Genomic DNA, 16,876 nt, shown 5'->3' with positions numbered 1-16,876 from the left:
ATGCACAGCGTTGTACAATCTGTTACAGACAGAATTATTGAACGAAGCAAAGATTCTCGCGCTAAATACCTAGCGGCGCTCGATGATGCTAAAAATAAAGGCGTTCACCGTAGCGCTCTTAGTTGCGGTAACTTGGCCCATGGCTTTGCTGCTTGTAACCCAAGCGATAAGAATGCGATTAAGCAATTAACCAAAGCAAACATTGGTATAATTACATCGTTTAACGACATGTTATCTGCTCACCAGCCATACGGTGAATATCCAGATATGTTAAAGCAAGCGTGTAATGAAATCGGCAGTGTTGCTCAGGTCGCGGGTGGCGTTCCTGCTATGTGTGATGGTGTGACTCAAGGTCAGCCTGGCATGGAACTTAGCTTATTGAGCCGTGAAGTGATTGCAATGGGCACTGCGGTTGGTTTATCGCACAATATGTTTGACGGCGCATTGTTGTTAGGTATTTGCGACAAAATCGTACCGGGCCTACTCATTGGCGCGTTAAGCTTTGGTCATTTGCCTATGTTATTTGTGCCTGCAGGGCCAATGAAATCAGGTATACCAAACAAAGAAAAAGCCCGTATTCGTCAGCAATATGCTCAAGGTGAAGTCGATAGAGCAGCGTTATTAGATGCTGAATCTAAGTCTTACCACAGTGCTGGTACCTGTACTTTCTATGGTACAGCAAACAGTAACCAGTTGATGCTTGAGGTTATGGGGCTGCAGTTACCGGGTTCTTCTTTTGTAAACCCTGATGACCCGTTACGTGATGTATTAAGCAAAACCGCTGCTAAGCAGGTTTGTCGCTTAACTGAAATGGGCACTCAGTACACACCAATTGGCCAAATCGTGTCTGAAAAATCAGTTGTTAACGGCATCGTTGCCTTACTAGCAACAGGTGGTTCAACTAACCTAACTATGCATATTGTTGCTGCTGCACGCGCGGCAGGGATTATTGTTAACTGGGATGATTTCTCTGAGCTTTCAGATGCTGTACCACTTCTTGCACGCGTATACCCTAACGGTCACGCTGACATTAACCATTTCCACGCAGCGGGTGGTATGGCGTTCTTAATCAAAGAATTGCTAGATGGTGGTTTACTGCATGAAGATGTTGATACGGTGGCAGGCTTTGGTCTTAAGCGTTATACCCAAGAGCCGCAGATCCGTAATGGTGAACTAACTTGGGTTGACGGTCCGCAAACAAGTTTAGATCCTGAAGTGCTGACAGCTCTTGATAAGCCATTCCAAAACAATGGTGGCTTAAAATTACTTAAAGGTAATCTAGGTCGTGCAGTGATTAAAGTCTCTGCAGTGCAAGAGCAGCATCGCATTGTAGAAGCGCCAGCGGTTGTTATTGATGATCAAAATAAACTTGAAGCAATCTTTAAAGCCGGTGAGCTAGATAAAGACTGTGTTGTAGTCGTCAAAGGTCAAGGCCCTAAAGCGGTTGGTATGCCAGAGCTGCATAAACTAACGCCGATTTTGGGTACTCTGCAGGATCGTGGTTTTCGAGTTGCACTGTTAACTGATGGGCGCATGTCTGGCGCATCAGGTAAAGTACCTGCAGCTATTCACTTAACACCTGAAGCCCTTGATGGTGGCTTAATCGCTAAGATCCACAATGGCGATCTTATTCGTGTAAATGCTACAACGGGTGAATTGTCACTGCTTGTAGATGAAGGCGAGTTAAATGCACGTGTTGCTGAAAAAGTAGACTTGCACAAAACTAGCTATGGCATGGGTAGAGAGTTATTTGGCGCTCTACGTTCAAGCCTAAGCAGCCCAGAAACGGGCGCTCGTAGCACAAGTGCTATCGATGAAATTTATTAATCTTTAAGGAAGAGTAACGCAATGCTTGAGAATAACTGGTCATTACAACCACAAGATATTTTTAAACGCAGCCCTATTGTTCCTGTAATGGTGATCAATAAAATCGAACATGCTGTACCATTGGCTAAAGCACTGGTTGCTGGCGGTATTTCGGTACTAGAAGTGACACTACGTACCGATTGTGCCTTAGAAGCTATTACTAAGATTGCTCAAGAAGTACCTGAAGCTTTAGTTGGCGCAGGCACTATCTTGAACAAAGCACAACTAGAGCAAGCAGTTAATGCTGGCGCACAGTTTGTGATCACGCCGGGTGCTACTACGGAGTTGTTAGAAGCTGCGATGGCGGGCAATACACCGCTAATTCCTGGTGTGGCGAGCATTTCAGAAGTAATGAAAGGCATGGCGTTGGGTTACACTAACTTCAAGTTTTTCCCAGCCGAAGCATCTGGTGGTGTGAATGCGCTTAAAGCATTCTCTGGCCCATTAGCTGATATTCGTTTTTGCCCAACAGGTGGTATTACACCAAGTAGCTATAAAGATTATTTAGCACTGAAGAATGTTGATTGCATCGGCGGCAGCTGGATCGCACCAACTGATGCGATGGAGCAGGGCGACTGGGAACGCATTACAGCATTATGTAAAGAAGCGATTGGTGCACTAAAATAAGTGCTTAAATAAGTATTTTGGTATAAACACTTAAGTTTAAGTCAATAACTTATTAACAATCGAGTTCGCTACATTTCAGCTGGTAATTGTTTCTATTTAATAGCAACCCAGTGTAAAGCAAATTTAAATCCGAATGCCGTTGGTATTCGGATTTTTTATATCTAGCGAGTACTAAGCTTTTTATCTATTCGGCTCTTTTATGGATTAGCTCAATAGTACAGTTTTGAGTCAGGCGTGAACTCCTTAGACAAAAGCACTTGTTAAACGCTTCAAATTAATTGATTGGTTTAACCATTATTTATATGTTGCTTAGCTAGAATTAGGCAAAAAAATACCGCTCATAATGAGCGGTATTAATTTCATATCCTATAAGGTTCGTCTGATATTAATAGACGTCTTAAAAGATTGTTTAACCAGCGAAGTTTGCGTTAACAAATTCCCAGTTAACTAGTTCCCAGAAGTGAGCTAGGTAGTCAGGGCGAACGTTACGGTAATCGATGTAGTATGCATGTTCCCATACGTCTACAGTCATGATTGGTGTAACGCCTTCGTCAGTTAGTGGTGTTGCTGCATTGCTAGTGTTAACAATAGCAACAGTGCCGTCTGCGTTCTTAACTAACCAAGTCCACGCGCTACCGAAGTTGTTCACTGCAGCATCTGTAAATTGTGCTTTGAATGCTTCGAAAGAGCCGAAAGCTGCGTTGATTGCATCAGCAACAGGGCCTGTCGCTTCACCGCCACCATTTGGTGATAGGCAGTTCCAGTAGAAAGTGTGGTTCCAGATTTGAGCTGCATTGTTAAAGATACCACCAGTAGAGGTCTTGATGATCTCTTCTAGGCTCTTTTGCTCAAGGTCAGTGCCTTCAACTAAACCGTTAAGCTTAACAACGTAGGTGTTGTGGTGCTTACCGTAGTGGTAGTTAATGGTCTCTTCTGAGATATGTGGCTCAAGTGCGTTGTTTGCGTATGGTAATGCTGGTAATTCAAAAGCCATTAGTTTTCTCCGTTAACTTCTAGTTTGTTATTTTGTGCGTTCTTGCTCACTGCGGAACATTTTACCTAATAAACTTGTGAAGTGTATCATTGTTTCTTGCAATTGAGCGATTAACTTAATCGTTTATTTCTATTATACCAATTGCATTAATAATCTGTTCATTCCGTGGGAATTCAAAGCACTGAAGGCAAGTCGGGAATTTGAAGCTAATAGTTATTCTATATCGAGAGTTTCTGGCGCAGCATGCAGTGCTTTGAAGCCCACCCAGAGGGAAGCGCTCAAGCATTCCACTTCTGCTTTGCATGGTCTCACAAGGGAATAACCATTCTGTCGTCCATGCGCCTTGAATTGAAAAGCTGGAGCGCTTCTGAATTGATTAAATTACTAATGTAATTGGTATTGATATTATCCCTTTAAAAAGTAGGTTTTTGTTCTGCTGAATACTGGCGTACAATAGGCCTCTGTAATGAAGTTCTAATCAGGAAAGAAAAATGGAAACAGTAGAAAAGATCAAGCAGCAAATTGCCGAAAATCCAATTATCGTATATATGAAGGGTTCACCAAAGTTACCAAGCTGCGGTTTTTCTTCTCAAGTTGCTCAAATCATGATTAATTGCGAAGAGCAATTTGCATTTGTTGACATCCTCCAGCATCCAGATATCCGCGCTGAACTACCAAAATACGCGAACTGGCCGACTTTCCCACAGCTTTGGGTTGAAGGCGAGCTAATCGGCGGTTGTGATATTTTGACCGAAATGTACCAAAAAGGTGAGCTGCAAACGCTTATCAAAGAAACTGCCGCTAAATACAAAACAGAAGACGACCAAGCATAAGCTTAGGTGTTAACTGTAAAAAAGCCCCTAATGGCGTCAACCATTGGGGGCTTTTTGTTGCGCTATGATTGAGTGCTTAATATCTTCTCTCTATAAACAGAGTTGTTAATATTAAGCGCTTTGTTATAGGGCTCAAATAAAGCCATTAAGAATTAAGACGGTGGATTTAATTCATCGCTAACAATTTTGGCATGAGATGCAGCGTTGTCAGGCAAAATTAAATTCATTGCAATGGCAACGATACCGCAAAGGCTAATACCGGTAAGGCTAAATGAACCAATACCGAACGCCATGCCACCAATACCAAATACTAATGTTACGCCTACAATACTCAAGTTACGTGGCTCATTCATATCAACGTGGTTTTTGATTAATGAGTTCAAGCCTACTGCAGCAATTGAACCGAATAGTAGACACATGATCCCGCCCATAACAGGGACTGGAATGGTTTGTAATAGTGCGCCAAGCTTACCAACAAACGAGAATAAAATGGCGGTAATAGCGGTCCAAGTCATTACAACTGGATTAAAGTTTTTAGTTAGCGTTACAGCGCCAGTTACTTCTGAGTATGTTGTATTTGGTGGTCCACCAAATGCTGATGCTGCGATTGTTGCTACACCATCACCGGTTAGTGTGCGGTGCAGACCCGGCTTTTTAAGGTAGTCTTTACCGGTTACGTTTGAAATAGCCAAAATATCGCCAATGTGTTCAACTGCTGGAGCAATTGCTACTGGGATCATAAATAAAATAGCTTGCCAGTTAAATTCAGGAGCAACGAAGTTTGGTAAAGCAATCCAAGCCGCTTCTTTTACAGGCGTAAAGTCCACAATACCAAACGCTAAACTCAAGCTATAACCAACGCTGATCCCAGCAAGGATTGGCATCAGTTTTAGCAGACCTTTAGCAAATATGGCGACAGCAATGGTAGTAAAGAGTGATGCTAGAGAGATGATTAGTGCTGTATTTTGTTCAACAAGCGCGATACTACCATCAGCTGTTTTACCAATGGCCATGTTTACCGCTACAGGGGCTAAGCCTAAACCAATAACAATAATTACCGGACCTACAACCACTGGTGGTAATAAGCGTTTAATAAAGCCACCACCTTTCACTTTGATGATAGCGCCTAAAATTACGTAGACCAAACCTGCAGCCATAAGGCCACCCATGGTTGATGGGATCCCCCAAGTTTGTACGCCATACATAATAGGGGCGATGAATGCAAAAGAAGACGCGAGGAAGATAGGGATTTGACGCTTGGTGACCAACTGGAACAATAATGTACCAATACCAGCAGTAAATAGTGCAACGTTTGTATCTAAGCCAGTTAGCAAGGGCATTAACACCAATGAGCCAAAGGCGACGAACAGCATTTGCGCTCCTTGCAAAGGCATGGTCAGATTTTTCATTTTTTCTCTCTTATTTTAAGTAAACCTATCAATAATAACTGGTATTTTTAAGCTTGGCTGTGAACTAGTGCAAATAACTTGTCTAAGCTATTAATCGGAACGAGCGGTTATTACCAATAATTATTGGCAGAATATGTGGTACAATTTTAATAACTGAGCCGTCTTTGAAAAGAAAACATGTTGAAACTCATATTACGTATTTGTGTTATTTTTTGCTCTCTTACAGGCTTCACTGCAACTGCTATGGCAGCAGAAGTGAAGCAGCTTGATGAGGGCATTGTACCTATAGAAACGCGTTCAACAACGCTAAGAACCCAGGGGATAAAACAGGCGTTTGAAAATGTAATCCTGAAAAACTCTGGTACTCAAAGTGCGTTGACTAATGAGCGAATTAAGCAGCAGTTAGGTAGTGCTAGCTCGTTAATGACTCAATATGGTTACTTTGAACAAGATGGTGAGCTATTTCTAAAGGTCAATTTTGATCATAAACGCATCATTGCGTTACTACGTGAAGCGGGTTTACCGGTTTGGGGCAAACAACGACCTTTAACAATTGTGTGGTTAGTTGCAGGTGAAAATGGTGAGCGTGAGATTTTAAATGACGCTTCTGATACCGTCAGCCGGACAACTTTCAATCAAGAGTCTGAAGCAAAAGGTGTTCCTTTACTGTTCCCACTAATGGACTTAGATGATGCCATGCGTGTTGGTGTTAATGATATTCGCGGCCGCTTTGCAGATAACGTTGCCAGTGCATCACTAAGGTACCAAGCAAACTATTCACTTTTAGCGACGATTGAACAGCAAGGAGCTGTGTATCGTTATCAAATGGATCTTTATCCGAGAGAAAAAGCACCACAAGCACTACAGATGACATCATTAGTAAGTCAAAGCGGCGAGGCGTCTTCGATGGAAGAAGCTGTAAAGGCGATTGTGGCAGCAACGAGTGAGTATTATGTTGGTCAATACGCTGTTGCTGACTCAGGTCAAAAAAATAGCACTACTATTATATTTACTGATGTCGCTGAAATGCAGCAGCTGGTATCGATAGAGCGCTACTTAAGTCAGTTGAGTGCGATAAAGTCAGCGCGTGTTGCTAACATTCAAGGCCAAAGTGTTGAGTTTAATATAGACCTATTTGGTGATGAAGCCGATCTTCACAGACTCATGGCGTTAGATCCAAGAATTGATGTAATTAACTCGCTAAGTGAGCAAAATAGTAATTATTCATCTTTTGACCCAGTAGAACAGCCTCAGAAAGAGACCCAGATCTATTATTGGAAAGGTCAATAACTCCCATTCAAGTGGCACACATGCTAACATGTGTGCCTTAAATAGAAATGTTGCGCCCTGTGAGAAGTCCCTGAGTGAAGTTAAACTCTCCATTACAATTATCACTACCAGTTCATCTGCCTGATGATGAAACCTTTAATAGTTATTATCCTGCTGCAGGTAATGATGAACTGATTAAAAGCTTACAAGATTGCGCGGAAGGCCAGTCTGATGGCGCCGTTTTTTTATGGGGGCCAGAGAAATCCGGTCGAACCCATCTAATGCATGCTGCCTGTGCTCATGCTAATGATCTTGGTCGTAGCAGTTTTTATATTCCATTAGGGATCCATGCCAGTATTTCTACCGCGCTTTTAGAAGGGTTAGAAAAACTTGACCTAGTGTGTATCGACGATGTTGATGCGATTGCCGGCCATCCTTTATGGGAAGAAGCAATATTTGATCTTTATAATCGCATTTCAGAGCAAAAAACTTGTTCATTGATTGTGAGCGCTAGTGTGTCACCAAGTGATAGTGGTTTTTCTTTGCCTGATTTGGTGTCGCGGATGCAGTGGGGGCTTAATTACCAATTGCAGCCGATGGCTGATGAAGAGAAGTTAGCTGCATTGCAACGTCGTGCTGCGATGCGAGGCTTACAGTTACCTGAAGATGTTGGTCGTTTTTTATTAAATCGTTTAGCGCGCGACCTAAGAACATTATTTGATGTGTTAGATAGGCTGGATAAAGCTTCTATGGTGCATCAGAGAAAACTGACGATTCCATTTATTAAAGAGATGCTACGACTCTAACATCAGTTTTTAAATGGTTCTAGAAAACCTTTAAACAAAAGCCCGGTATTTTGCCGGGCTTTTTTGTGATGATTAAGCGTATTAAAACAAACTAATTAACTGGCTTGATATGCCTATCACCGCTAAAACGTAGGGGAGGAACAACCATGGTTTCAGTTGCCGAAGTCCTTGCCTGAGGGCTGTTTAAACGTACATTTGTGGCGGCTGAAATAGCAAGGTTGTTTGACCAAGATTGACCTTGAGTCATCTGAATTGGCTCAGGTAGATTACTAATAATCGCGCTACCATTTAGCTCTGGCATCATTTGATTAATGACAAAAGCGGCTCGGTTTTCTAGCTTAGCATCACCAATCCGACCACGTTGACCCCAATCAACAATAATTGAGCTTGCTGTTGGACTCTCTGGCTTATCGGTTATACCAACATCACGCTGAATGGCATATCTATGGCTCATCATCGCTTCTTCAAACAGCATTGCAGCGTCTTCTCTTCTGGTTGAATAGGCATAATAATCGCTGGCTCTATCAGGGGAGAAGAAACTCGTTATATCTGCAGGTAGGTAGCTTTCTTGTGTGCTGGTAGCTGATTCGCCTCTAAAGCTCACTTCTGCAAGACCTACCATTTCTTGGCTGTTAAGCGGATAGAAATTGACGAGTTGATCAGAGATTAGCGCTGAGTCATTACTTCGGCGCTGATAATCATCGAGCAGAGTAGGCCCTGTTAAACTGCTATGTACACTTCTTGGGAAGAAGTCATTGGCATGAGCTAGCTCGTGATATAGCAATGAAGCAAGATCGGGTAGCATTTGTTGAGCGCTGCGGTCGACTCTGACACTTCTAGGTGTTGTATACGATGTATAGCTGTTATTTTTAACATAGCGCCAAGGCATTAAAAATTGCAGATCATTGCCAAAACCACTGCGATAATCTGGTGCTTCATTAATCGTATCGCGTTCTTCTGCAAGTAACCAAAGGTCAGTTGGATCTAAGTAAATCGCTCCGGTAACGACCCAATAAAATGAGGGTCTTACATCATAACTAATTACGATAGCTGAGACTGATTGTAACAGCGTTGCAAAGTCACTATTTGGATCTAAATTCTCTAGAACATATTCGAAGTTCTCGCCCATCCACTGATGCGACACTAGCAAGCGGTCTAAAATAGCTTGCTTGTTGTTAATACTCGCGTTTTGTCCAATCAAAGGTAAGGTGTCAATGCTACAGCTTTGCTGTAACTGATTCGAATACACACACTGTTCGATGGCATTAGCGTAAGGAGAGTTTTGGTTATAGGCGAATGTTTTAGCTACCCGCTCTTCAAAGTAAGGTGAGGTGATAGTGGCTTCTTTTGTGATAAGCACTAACACATCGTCACTTACACTAGCACCATTTAGGTTTGCGGTTGCTCGTAAAATACTAATCGTGTCAGCAGTGACACTTGGCGCTGTAAATAATGCTTGCTCTGAAGCACTAACATCTGCGTCAACATCAGGGCCTGCGGCCACGCACCAAGTGATATCCGATAAACTACTATTGGTATCTATTCTAAAGCTAACTGAATTACCATCGCTTACCTGATGATCGACTCTAGCTGCTATAGAGTTTGAACTTGCATTAGCTACAGTTATCTCAATAGTTTCTGTATAGCTAACACCATTTTTACTTGCTGTGACTTCAAATGAATAGCTGCCACTTTGTGTTGGAGTAAAAGCCAAAACAGGGCTTTTAACACTTTTTAAAATTAACGCGGCACCAGCGGTTTGTGACCAGTTAAAGCGGTAGTCGCTTACATTGCTATTATCGATTGTGGCGATAACCGCGCCTGGTTGGCCGCTAAAGTATTGGCTTTCAAGATTAAAAGAAACCACAGAATCTGTTGAGACAAGATTAAGTTCTGTTGGATTTGTGCAGCGTGCAAGTCCAGTAGTAGGAACTGGAGGCGTAACCACTGTATCGCTTGAACCATCGTTGTTACTACTGCCACCACATGCTGAAAGCATCAACATACTTAATAGTGCCCAGCCTAAGGATTGCTTCATAGTTTTATCCTTTATTTTTATTGTATTCGGTGCAAATTTATTGCGTATATTGAATATAGCACGGAGCTTGAAACGTAAAAAGTATGTTAATCAATAGAGGCTGGTGTTAATTGGTGTGCAGTACAGTTCGCTTGCTAACGCTAGATTACAGATTTTGCATCTGTAACCATGTTTGGACGATTAAAAGCAAATGGAATTAATAGAAAGGGCGAAATGAAGGGAGTTGTATAAGATCTGGGGTGATTAGATCAAAGTAACAGAGCCCAGTATTGGACTCTGTTTAATCCGATTCTCTGACTTAATTATTTCTTCTTTTTCAATCCAAGACCCAGTTCACGTCCGCGGATCCGAGCATAAAATGGAAAGCCAATTAATAAACTACCGATAAGCAGGGTTTCTATAACAGCAAAAAGCGTGTCAGTTTCTGTTACGTACACTAAGGTTAATGCGTGCAGCATATAAAGGCATAAAATAAAACTGGCCCACGCATAAGTATATGGCTTACCAGTTAAAATGCCTTTTAGTGGTAATAGCAGTGGTACTATCCATAAGAGGCTAAACAACATGCTGTATTCGCCGGTTAACCCTTGCTGAACAAACCATGCCCCTAACATCATGACCAATGCCACGTATCCTGCACGGCAAAGTTTAAATAGGGTATCTGAGCTCATTTTATGCTCCGTTAGATAATCGTCAGTACGTTTTCTGGAGGGCGACCAATTACAGCCTTATTATTTGCCAGTACGATTGGGCGTTCGATTAATTTAGGCGTAGCAATCATTGCCTGAATAAGATCTGCGGTTGATAATGTATCGTTGTTTAAGCCTTGTTCTTTATACTCAGCTTCTTTTACACGCATCATCTCTCGAGGTGCAACATTCAGTTTGGTGAGGATCTCTTCAAGTTCTACTGCCGATACTGGCGTCTTTAAATATTCAACAATTTCTATGTTGCAATTGTGCTCTTCTAATAAAGCCAAAGTCTGGCGGCTTTTTGAACAGCGCGAGTTGTGATAAATCTTAACGTTAGTCATTGTCATATTCTTGTTATTAAACCTTGGCGCTATGATACTGTATTTTGTGACCATAGTCACAATGAAACCGCAACAGTTAAGCCCTTGTTATTGCAATTGCTCTAGGGCTCGATCTGCTTGTCTAAATTGTCTAATTCTTGCCTCTATTCGAGCCAATTGTAGCGCGTCACCTTTTGACTCTCGATAAGCAAAATTGAGTTGGTCAATTGCTGTTTTGTAGTCGGCAATAAGCGCCAATGATTCAGCTTTTACAAAATGCTGCATCGCCTTGTTACCGCTCTTTTTATAGGCTTCAGTAAGTAGCAAGTATGCAAGTTGATCTTGCTTGTCGAGGAAAATTAAATCTTCTAGGAGCGGAATGGCTTTATCTATCTGGTTATCTTCAAGATAGATATTGGCTAAATTGGTATTCACCACAGGAGACGTCGGTTTTAGCTGCTTTTGTGCTTTTAAAAGGGCGATAGCCTCTTTATTGGCGCCGCGTTGATTAAGCAAATCTGTCTTAGTATCGATATAAAATAGGTTATTTGGGCTTTTAGCCAGTAGTTCGTCAATGATAGCTTCTGATTCTGCGAACTTCTTTAACCTAAACAAAGCTAATGCTTTGCCATATTCAGCGGCACTTTTGAAGGTATAACGATTGTGTTTTAGCTGCTGATTAAAGATAGATAATGCCGCTTGTTCACTATAGCCCGAGAATCTGACTTGGATCCGCGCTTTTGCTAGTTGAAAGTCAAGATTATCCGGCACATACCTAAAAGGATATCGCTCAGCTCGTATACGTGCTTCAGAAATACGTGATTCTGGCAATGGGTGAGTCAGCAACATTTGTGGAGGTTTAGTGGTAAACCGATAGCGAGTGGCTAATTTACCAAAAAAGTCTGCGGCACCATTAGGATCAAAACCAGCATCGACCATGATTTGCATACCAATACGGTCAGCTTCTTTTTCGTGTAAACGGGTGTAGTTAATTTTAGATTGCGTCGCAAGTGCTTGGGTGGTGGCAAGAGCTGCCATACCAGCCTGAGGAGAAGCGATGGTCAGTAATATTGCACCTAAAAGACCTGCAATGGTTGCCGGAGAACTTTTTTCTTGAGCTTCAATCGAGCGTGCTAAATGGCGTTGAGTTACGTGAGTGATCTCGTGACCAAGAACTGATGCTATTTCACTTTCGGTGTCAGCATTTAAAAATAACCCCGTATGAACACCTACGTGGCCACCAAAAAATGCGAATGCGTTGATCTCATCATTGCGCAGTAAAAAGAAGTAAAATGGCGTTTTTACTCCAGTTGCATGGGCAACTAATTTGTTACCTAGCTCTGTTAGGTATTGATTTAAAACTGGATCATTAACCATTGGCGCAGAACCGCGGATCACTCGCATATATGCGTCACCGAACTCGGTTTCTTTTTCTAAGCTAAAAGTATTAACGGCTGCTGTACCTAAATCAGGCAAGTCATTATTGGCGTAGCCCATTGGAGAGCTAGTGCATAAGATAAATGACAGGGCACCTGCGATAACGGATTTCGATAATGTTAATTTACTCAAGCGGATCCTTAATTTGGGCTATGCTTCTATTATCACTCGGTCACAGAACTTGCTTGTGGAATGCGTGGCCTTTAGGATAATAGCCTTAGATTGTTTATAGCAAGTTCATTATGATTATTATTGATTTAACATCTTATCGCTGCCCGTTACCGCTTGTGAAAGTGAAAATGGCATTAAAGCAGCTTTCAACGGGTGATAGTGTCCATGTTTTATTATCCGACCCTGGCTCTAGGCAAGATGTTCCCCGTTATTTAAAAAAAATTGGAGTATGTCACTCCATCGGTGAAGATACTGACACAGTATTATCTTTAACGGTCACTAAATAGAAAATAATTTAAGCAATTTTACATAGGAAAAATATCATTATAACGATGACTGCAAAGGACTATAATAGGTCGTCAAACTAGGGAGTATGAATGTTATCTGTTTTAAGTCGTTGGTATAAAGAGCGTTTTAGTGATCCACAAGCTGTTACTTTAGTCCTTATTCTTGCAGGTCTTGCGCTTGCAATCTACTTTGCGGGTGGTTTGTTAGCCCCATTATTAATCGCCCTCGTTTTGGCATTTTTACTTGAGTGGCCCGTCGCCCAGATGGCTCGGATTGGGATCAACCGAACTACAGCCGCATCGCTAGTATTAGTCCTGTTTATTGGCTTAATGTTATTAATTACTTTTGGTTTAGTTCCTAGTATCTGGAAACAAGGTGTAAGCCTTATTGCTGATCTTCCCAGTATGATAGACAAAGGCTTAATCACTGCTCAAAGTTACATCAATCAGTATCCACAGTTCGTCAATCCCGATCAGCTTGATATCATGGTGGAAGAGATTAAAAAAATGCTTGATACCCAGCATTTACTTGATATTGGTAAGCAGCTACTCGGGTACTCGGCTTCTGTATTAGTGGTGATGGTGTACGCAATTTTGATCCCCTTGTTGGTGTTTTTCTTTTTAAAAGATAAAGACGAGCTTATTAAAGGCAGTAAGCGATTTTTTCCAACTAACCGTGATTTAGCGCGTAAAGTGTGGAACGAAATGCATCAGCAGATCTTTAACTATATTCGCGGTAAGGTCATTGAGATCGTGATAATTGGCGTGGTCAGTTATATCTTTTTTGCGTTTATGGATCTGCGTTATGCAGCACTGCTTGGAGTTTTGACCGGTTTATCAGTGCTAATTCCTTATGTTGGTGCAACCTTGGTCACTTTGCCAATTGCACTGGTAGCATTTTTTCAGTGGGGTGTGAGTCCTGAGTTTGGCTACTTGATGGTCGGTTACGGTGTTATTCAGGCGCTTGATGGCAATGTATTAGTCCCGATTTTATTTTCTGATGCGGTTGATTTGCATCCGGTATTTATTATTGCTGCGGTATTAATTTTTGGTGGTTTATGGGGAGTGTGGGGAGTATTTTTTGCGATCCCGTTGGCCTCACTTGTTAAAGCGGTTATTAACGCTTGGCCAGTCCCTGAGGCCCAATCCACTGCGAGAGTTAACAGTGACGAAACTACCGCAAAGCTTGAAAAAGAAGCATCTTAACAGTCAAGTAGGCAACATACTTTAAATCTAAAAAGCAGCATTTATGCTGCTTTTTTAATGGCGCTTTTTAACAGATTAACATGGTGCTCGCTAGATCAGAGTGTTGAATTAGCTTTATGCTTTCCTGCTGAAATTCATTAGGGAATGATTAACGCAGTTTGGGCACTTGCCGCTAATGAGCGATAGATAACGCTGGTTTGCTTGGCTTTAATATTCCAGTGTTGCCAATATAAAGGTACTTGCATTCTTTTGTTCGGAAATACTTCGACGAGTTCGCCTGAGTCCAAAAGTGATTGAGCTTGCAAGTGACCAACTAGTCCGTAACCCATCCCCATTTTAATCGCTTCTAAAAAGCTCTCAGAGGAGGGGATTTTGTGTTCGCGCCAACTTTTATCAGTGATCCCAAAATAAAAGCTCAAAAATTTATCATGTAGTTTATCTTTAGTTGAAAACACAACCGCTGGGGCGAGAGCAATGTCTTCGATGGATGAGTTGGCTTCAAAATAGTGTTCTATGAAAGCCGGCGTAGCGACACACAGATACTCCATATGACCGAGAAACTCACTGCTGCAACCAGTTAGCGCCAAATGGGAGGTTGTCACACAGCCAACCGCTTCGCCATTTTTTAGTAGATTATGAGTATACGCTTCATCATCAATGATCAATTCAAGTAGCCATTTATGATGTTTAAACACTTCGGCTAATGCGGGTAAAAACCAAGTTGCTAAGCTGTCGGCATTAACGGCTATTTTTACAATTGTCGGTAGTGATGGATCATCAACATCCATCTCTGAACGTAATTCGCTTTCGAGTAATTGCACCTGTGCATAATGACGCAATAACCTTTTTCCTGTTTCTGTCGGCCGCACCGGATTTGCCCGAATGAGCAGCGACTGGCCAACTTTATCTTCTAGCTGTTTTATTCGCTGTGAAACCGCGGATTGGCTGATGAAAAGGTGCTGTGCAGCTTTATCAAATCCGCCTTGTGATACAACAATCGAAAGTGCTTTTAGATGGGCGTAGTCAAACATAATGACCTTACTTGGTTTGAATTTTAGTAAAGGTTTTGCGATATAAGTATTTTTAATACGTTATTAAATTTATTAGTTGTACTTATTTTTGTCCAGAGATTATTCTTGCGTCCTATTAATTTCGACGGTTTTGAGGCAGTAATGCAAACAGCATTTATTCAAGGTATGGGGATAGGCGGTAGCCTAATTATGGCAGTAGGCGCACAAAATGCATTTGTTTTAAAACAAGGGCTTAAGCGTTCACATTCGTTGCCTATTGCAGCAATTTGCTCTTTTATCGATGCAGTTATGATTACAGCGGGTGTTGCTGGTTTAGGCCATTTAATCTTGGCATTTCCTTTAATAAAGGATATTGCGAGTTTTGGCGGTGCAATTTTTTTATTGTTTTACGGTTATAGCGCGCTGAAGTCTTCTTTTAACGAAAACCGTCTTGATAGTGATGACGCCCTTGCGGCTGATAGTTTGAAAAAAGCGGTGTTGACCACCTTAGCGATTAGTTTGCTGAATCCACATTTGTATCTTGATACTGTGGTATTACTTGGCAGTATTAGCGTGCAATTTGAAGGGACAGAGAAGCAGTGGTTTGGTGCTGGCGCTGTGTTAGCTTCTTTTGTATGGTTCTTTAGTTTAAGTTTAGGCGCTAAATACTTGAGTCCTATATTTAAAAAGCCAAAAGCTTGGTGTTATTTAGACCGTTTTATTTGTATCACTATGTGGTCGATAGCCGCAGCACTTATGTATCCGTATATTGTGTAACGCATAAATTAGCTTTAGCTAGATCTAAAAAAGGAGCCATTAGGCTCCTTTCATTATTCAATAAGTAAAAACGATTTCAGATTGAAATTAGCTATTTTGTAAATGAGCTAATACAACTTCGTGGTGATCTTTAGTTTTAAACTTATTAAATACGTGAGCGATATTACCATCTTGGCCAACTAAAAAGCTAAGGCGATGAATTCCATCGTATATCTTGCCCATGAACTTCTTTTCACCCCACACGCCAAAAGCGTCTGCAATAGCATGATCTTCATCGCTTAAAAGCGAAAAGTTTAGCGATTGCTTATCAGAAAACTTTGCAAGTTTAGCAACAGGATCAGGACTTAAGCCAAGAACTGTTACTGATAATTCATTAAGCGGCTCTTTACTATCTCTTAAACCACAGGCTTGCACTGTGCATCCTGGCGTTGATGCTTTAGGGTAGAAATAGACAAGTACCGGGCCTTTTTTTAGTTCTGCTTCTAGGCTAATGGTTTCGTCAAATTGGTTTTGTAGAGTAAATAGCGGCGCTTTATCGCCCACTGTTAAGGTATTCATATGTTCTCGATTCCTTTTATTTAGCTTTCTACACCTTGCATACGTTCAATAGTGCATTCAAGTACTAATTCATCTGCAAGTGCAAGTACACCCACTTCTAATTTATCTACATCAACTTTTTCAGGCACATTAATGGTTAAGTTAATGTTTTGAGTCGGATTACCTGATTCATCTTCTTCAGCATGGGATTTTACTGCAGCAATATCAAGTGAGCGCTCTGCCATAAATTGGGTAATTTTACCCATGGTGCCACGTTGGTCGCGACCGCTAAAGCTGATGTCTAAACGAGAAATGTAGTTTTGAGGCGTATGCTTAGATGTACGCTTCATTACCGTTAGTAATTCAAGCTCAACACTTAAACTCGGTAACGAGGTTTCCATTTTAGTGATTGATGGCCATGAACCCGCAAGCATCATGATTAAGGTAAATTCATTACCAAATAGTGCCATGCGACTATCTACGATATCGCAATCACACTCACTCGCGAGTCGTGCAAACTTACTCACAATACCTGGGCGATCGGCCCCCATTGCAGTAACGACTAAGTGATTGGACATTCAGTACCCCATATTATTA

17 protein-coding genes are annotated in these 16,876 nt (G+C 41.6%); 8 read left to right on the top strand and 9 right to left on the bottom strand.

What is annotated here, in order from left to right:
* Window positions 1–1,827, top strand: coding sequence for a phosphogluconate dehydratase (gene edd / locus L2740_RS02505; RefSeq protein WP_248948458.1), 1,827 nt, complete (start codon window positions 1–3; stop codon window positions 1,825–1,827).
* Between the two features lie 21 nt (window positions 1,828–1,848).
* Complete coding sequence (locus L2740_RS02500) at window positions 1,849–2,493, top strand: bifunctional 4-hydroxy-2-oxoglutarate aldolase/2-dehydro-3-deoxy-phosphogluconate aldolase (RefSeq protein ID WP_248471776.1); 645 nt, start codon at window positions 1,849–1,851, stop codon at window positions 2,491–2,493.
* A gap of 409 nt (window positions 2,494–2,902) precedes the next feature.
* Here L2740_RS02500 and sodB read toward each other — a convergent pair whose 3' ends face one another.
* Window positions 2,903–3,487 (bottom strand): superoxide dismutase [Fe], encoded by a 585-nt coding sequence (gene sodB / locus L2740_RS02495; RefSeq protein WP_248948456.1) that lies wholly within the window; start codon window positions 3,485–3,487, stop codon window positions 2,903–2,905.
* A 491-nt stretch (window positions 3,488–3,978) separates the two neighbouring features.
* Here sodB and L2740_RS02490 point away from each other — a divergent pair, with 491 nt between their 5' ends.
* The gene (locus L2740_RS02490) at window positions 3,979–4,320 is read left to right on the top strand and encodes a Grx4 family monothiol glutaredoxin (protein WP_028768836.1); all 342 of its coding nucleotides are present in this window, start codon (window positions 3,979–3,981) and stop codon (window positions 4,318–4,320) included.
* 152 nt (window positions 4,321–4,472) lie between these two features.
* Here the strand turns inward: L2740_RS02490 and L2740_RS02485 are convergent, their stop codons facing one another.
* Window positions 4,473–5,729: a uracil-xanthine permease family protein gene (locus L2740_RS02485; RefSeq protein WP_248948454.1), complete on the bottom strand. Its 1,257-nt coding sequence runs from the start codon at window positions 5,727–5,729 to the stop codon at window positions 4,473–4,475.
* A 177-nt stretch (window positions 5,730–5,906) separates the two neighbouring features.
* Here L2740_RS02485 and L2740_RS02480 point away from each other — a divergent pair, with 177 nt between their 5' ends.
* Both L2740_RS02480 and hda read left to right on the top strand, forming a co-directional pair.
* Window positions 5,907–7,019 carry a DUF2066 domain-containing protein gene (locus tag L2740_RS02480; protein WP_248948453.1) on the top strand — a complete coding sequence of 371 codons (1,113 nt, stop codon included), beginning with the start codon at window positions 5,907–5,909 and terminating at the stop codon, window positions 7,017–7,019.
* 74 nt (window positions 7,020–7,093) lie between these two features.
* Window positions 7,094–7,804 carry a DnaA inactivator Hda gene (gene hda, locus L2740_RS02475; protein WP_248471772.1) on the top strand — a complete coding sequence of 237 codons (711 nt, stop codon included), beginning with the start codon at window positions 7,094–7,096 and terminating at the stop codon, window positions 7,802–7,804.
* Between the two features lie 91 nt (window positions 7,805–7,895).
* On the opposite strand, the gene L2740_RS02470 is transcribed toward hda, so the two are convergent.
* The 4 genes from L2740_RS02470 to bepA all read right to left on the bottom strand — a co-directional run bounded on the left by L2740_RS02470 (window position 7,896) and on the right by bepA (window position 12,423).
* Complete coding sequence (locus L2740_RS02470) at window positions 7,896–9,842, bottom strand: hypothetical protein (protein ID WP_248948451.1); 1,947 nt, start codon at window positions 9,840–9,842, stop codon at window positions 7,896–7,898.
* Window positions 9,843–10,144: 302 nt separating this feature from the next.
* Window positions 10,145–10,513: a DUF2069 domain-containing protein gene (locus tag L2740_RS02465; protein ID WP_248948449.1), complete on the bottom strand. Its 369-nt coding sequence runs from the start codon at window positions 10,511–10,513 to the stop codon at window positions 10,145–10,147.
* Window positions 10,514–10,524: 11 nt separating this feature from the next.
* The gene (gene arsC, locus L2740_RS02460; RefSeq protein WP_248948447.1) at window positions 10,525–10,875 is read right to left on the bottom strand and encodes an arsenate reductase (glutaredoxin); all 351 of its coding nucleotides are present in this window, start codon (window positions 10,873–10,875) and stop codon (window positions 10,525–10,527) included.
* Window positions 10,876–10,962: 87 nt separating this feature from the next.
* Window positions 10,963–12,423 carry a beta-barrel assembly-enhancing protease gene (gene bepA, locus L2740_RS02455; RefSeq protein WP_248948444.1) on the bottom strand — a complete coding sequence of 487 codons (1,461 nt, stop codon included), beginning with the start codon at window positions 12,421–12,423 and terminating at the stop codon, window positions 10,963–10,965.
* A gap of 110 nt (window positions 12,424–12,533) precedes the next feature.
* Between bepA and L2740_RS02450 the strand changes: the two genes are divergently transcribed.
* A complete protein-coding gene (locus L2740_RS02450) occupies window positions 12,534–12,749 on the top strand; it encodes a sulfurtransferase TusA family protein (RefSeq protein ID WP_248471767.1) in 216 nt (71 codons plus the stop codon).
* A 90-nt stretch (window positions 12,750–12,839) separates the two neighbouring features.
* Complete coding sequence (locus tag L2740_RS02445) at window positions 12,840–13,955, top strand: AI-2E family transporter (RefSeq protein WP_248948443.1); 1,116 nt, start codon at window positions 12,840–12,842, stop codon at window positions 13,953–13,955.
* Window positions 13,956–14,092: 137 nt separating this feature from the next.
* Here the strand turns inward: L2740_RS02445 and L2740_RS02440 are convergent, their stop codons facing one another.
* Window positions 14,093–14,986, bottom strand: coding sequence for a LysR family transcriptional regulator ArgP (locus tag L2740_RS02440; protein WP_248948441.1), 894 nt, complete (start codon window positions 14,984–14,986; stop codon window positions 14,093–14,095).
* Between the two features lie 141 nt (window positions 14,987–15,127).
* Between L2740_RS02440 and L2740_RS02435 the strand changes: the two genes are divergently transcribed.
* Window positions 15,128–15,742, top strand: a complete 615-nt coding sequence (locus tag L2740_RS02435) for a LysE/ArgO family amino acid transporter (protein WP_248948601.1) — start codon at window positions 15,128–15,130, stop codon at window positions 15,740–15,742.
* An 87-nt stretch (window positions 15,743–15,829) separates the two neighbouring features.
* Here L2740_RS02435 and bcp read toward each other — a convergent pair whose 3' ends face one another.
* Both bcp and L2740_RS02425 read right to left on the bottom strand, forming a co-directional pair.
* Entirely contained in the window at window positions 15,830–16,300 is a 471-nt protein-coding gene (bcp, locus tag L2740_RS02430; RefSeq protein WP_248948440.1) for a thioredoxin-dependent thiol peroxidase, read from the bottom strand.
* A gap of 20 nt (window positions 16,301–16,320) precedes the next feature.
* On the bottom strand, window positions 16,321–16,857 hold the full coding sequence (locus L2740_RS02425; protein WP_248471762.1) for a glycine cleavage system transcriptional repressor: 537 nt from the start codon (window positions 16,855–16,857) through the stop codon (window positions 16,321–16,323).
* Between the last annotated feature and the right edge of the window lie 19 nt (window positions 16,858–16,876).

The organism is Shewanella pneumatophori (assembly GCF_023283895.1).
Taxonomy (GTDB): Bacteria; Pseudomonadota; Gammaproteobacteria; order Enterobacterales; family Shewanellaceae; genus Shewanella; species Shewanella pneumatophori.
This window is presented reverse-complemented; position numbering and strand designations above follow the sequence as displayed.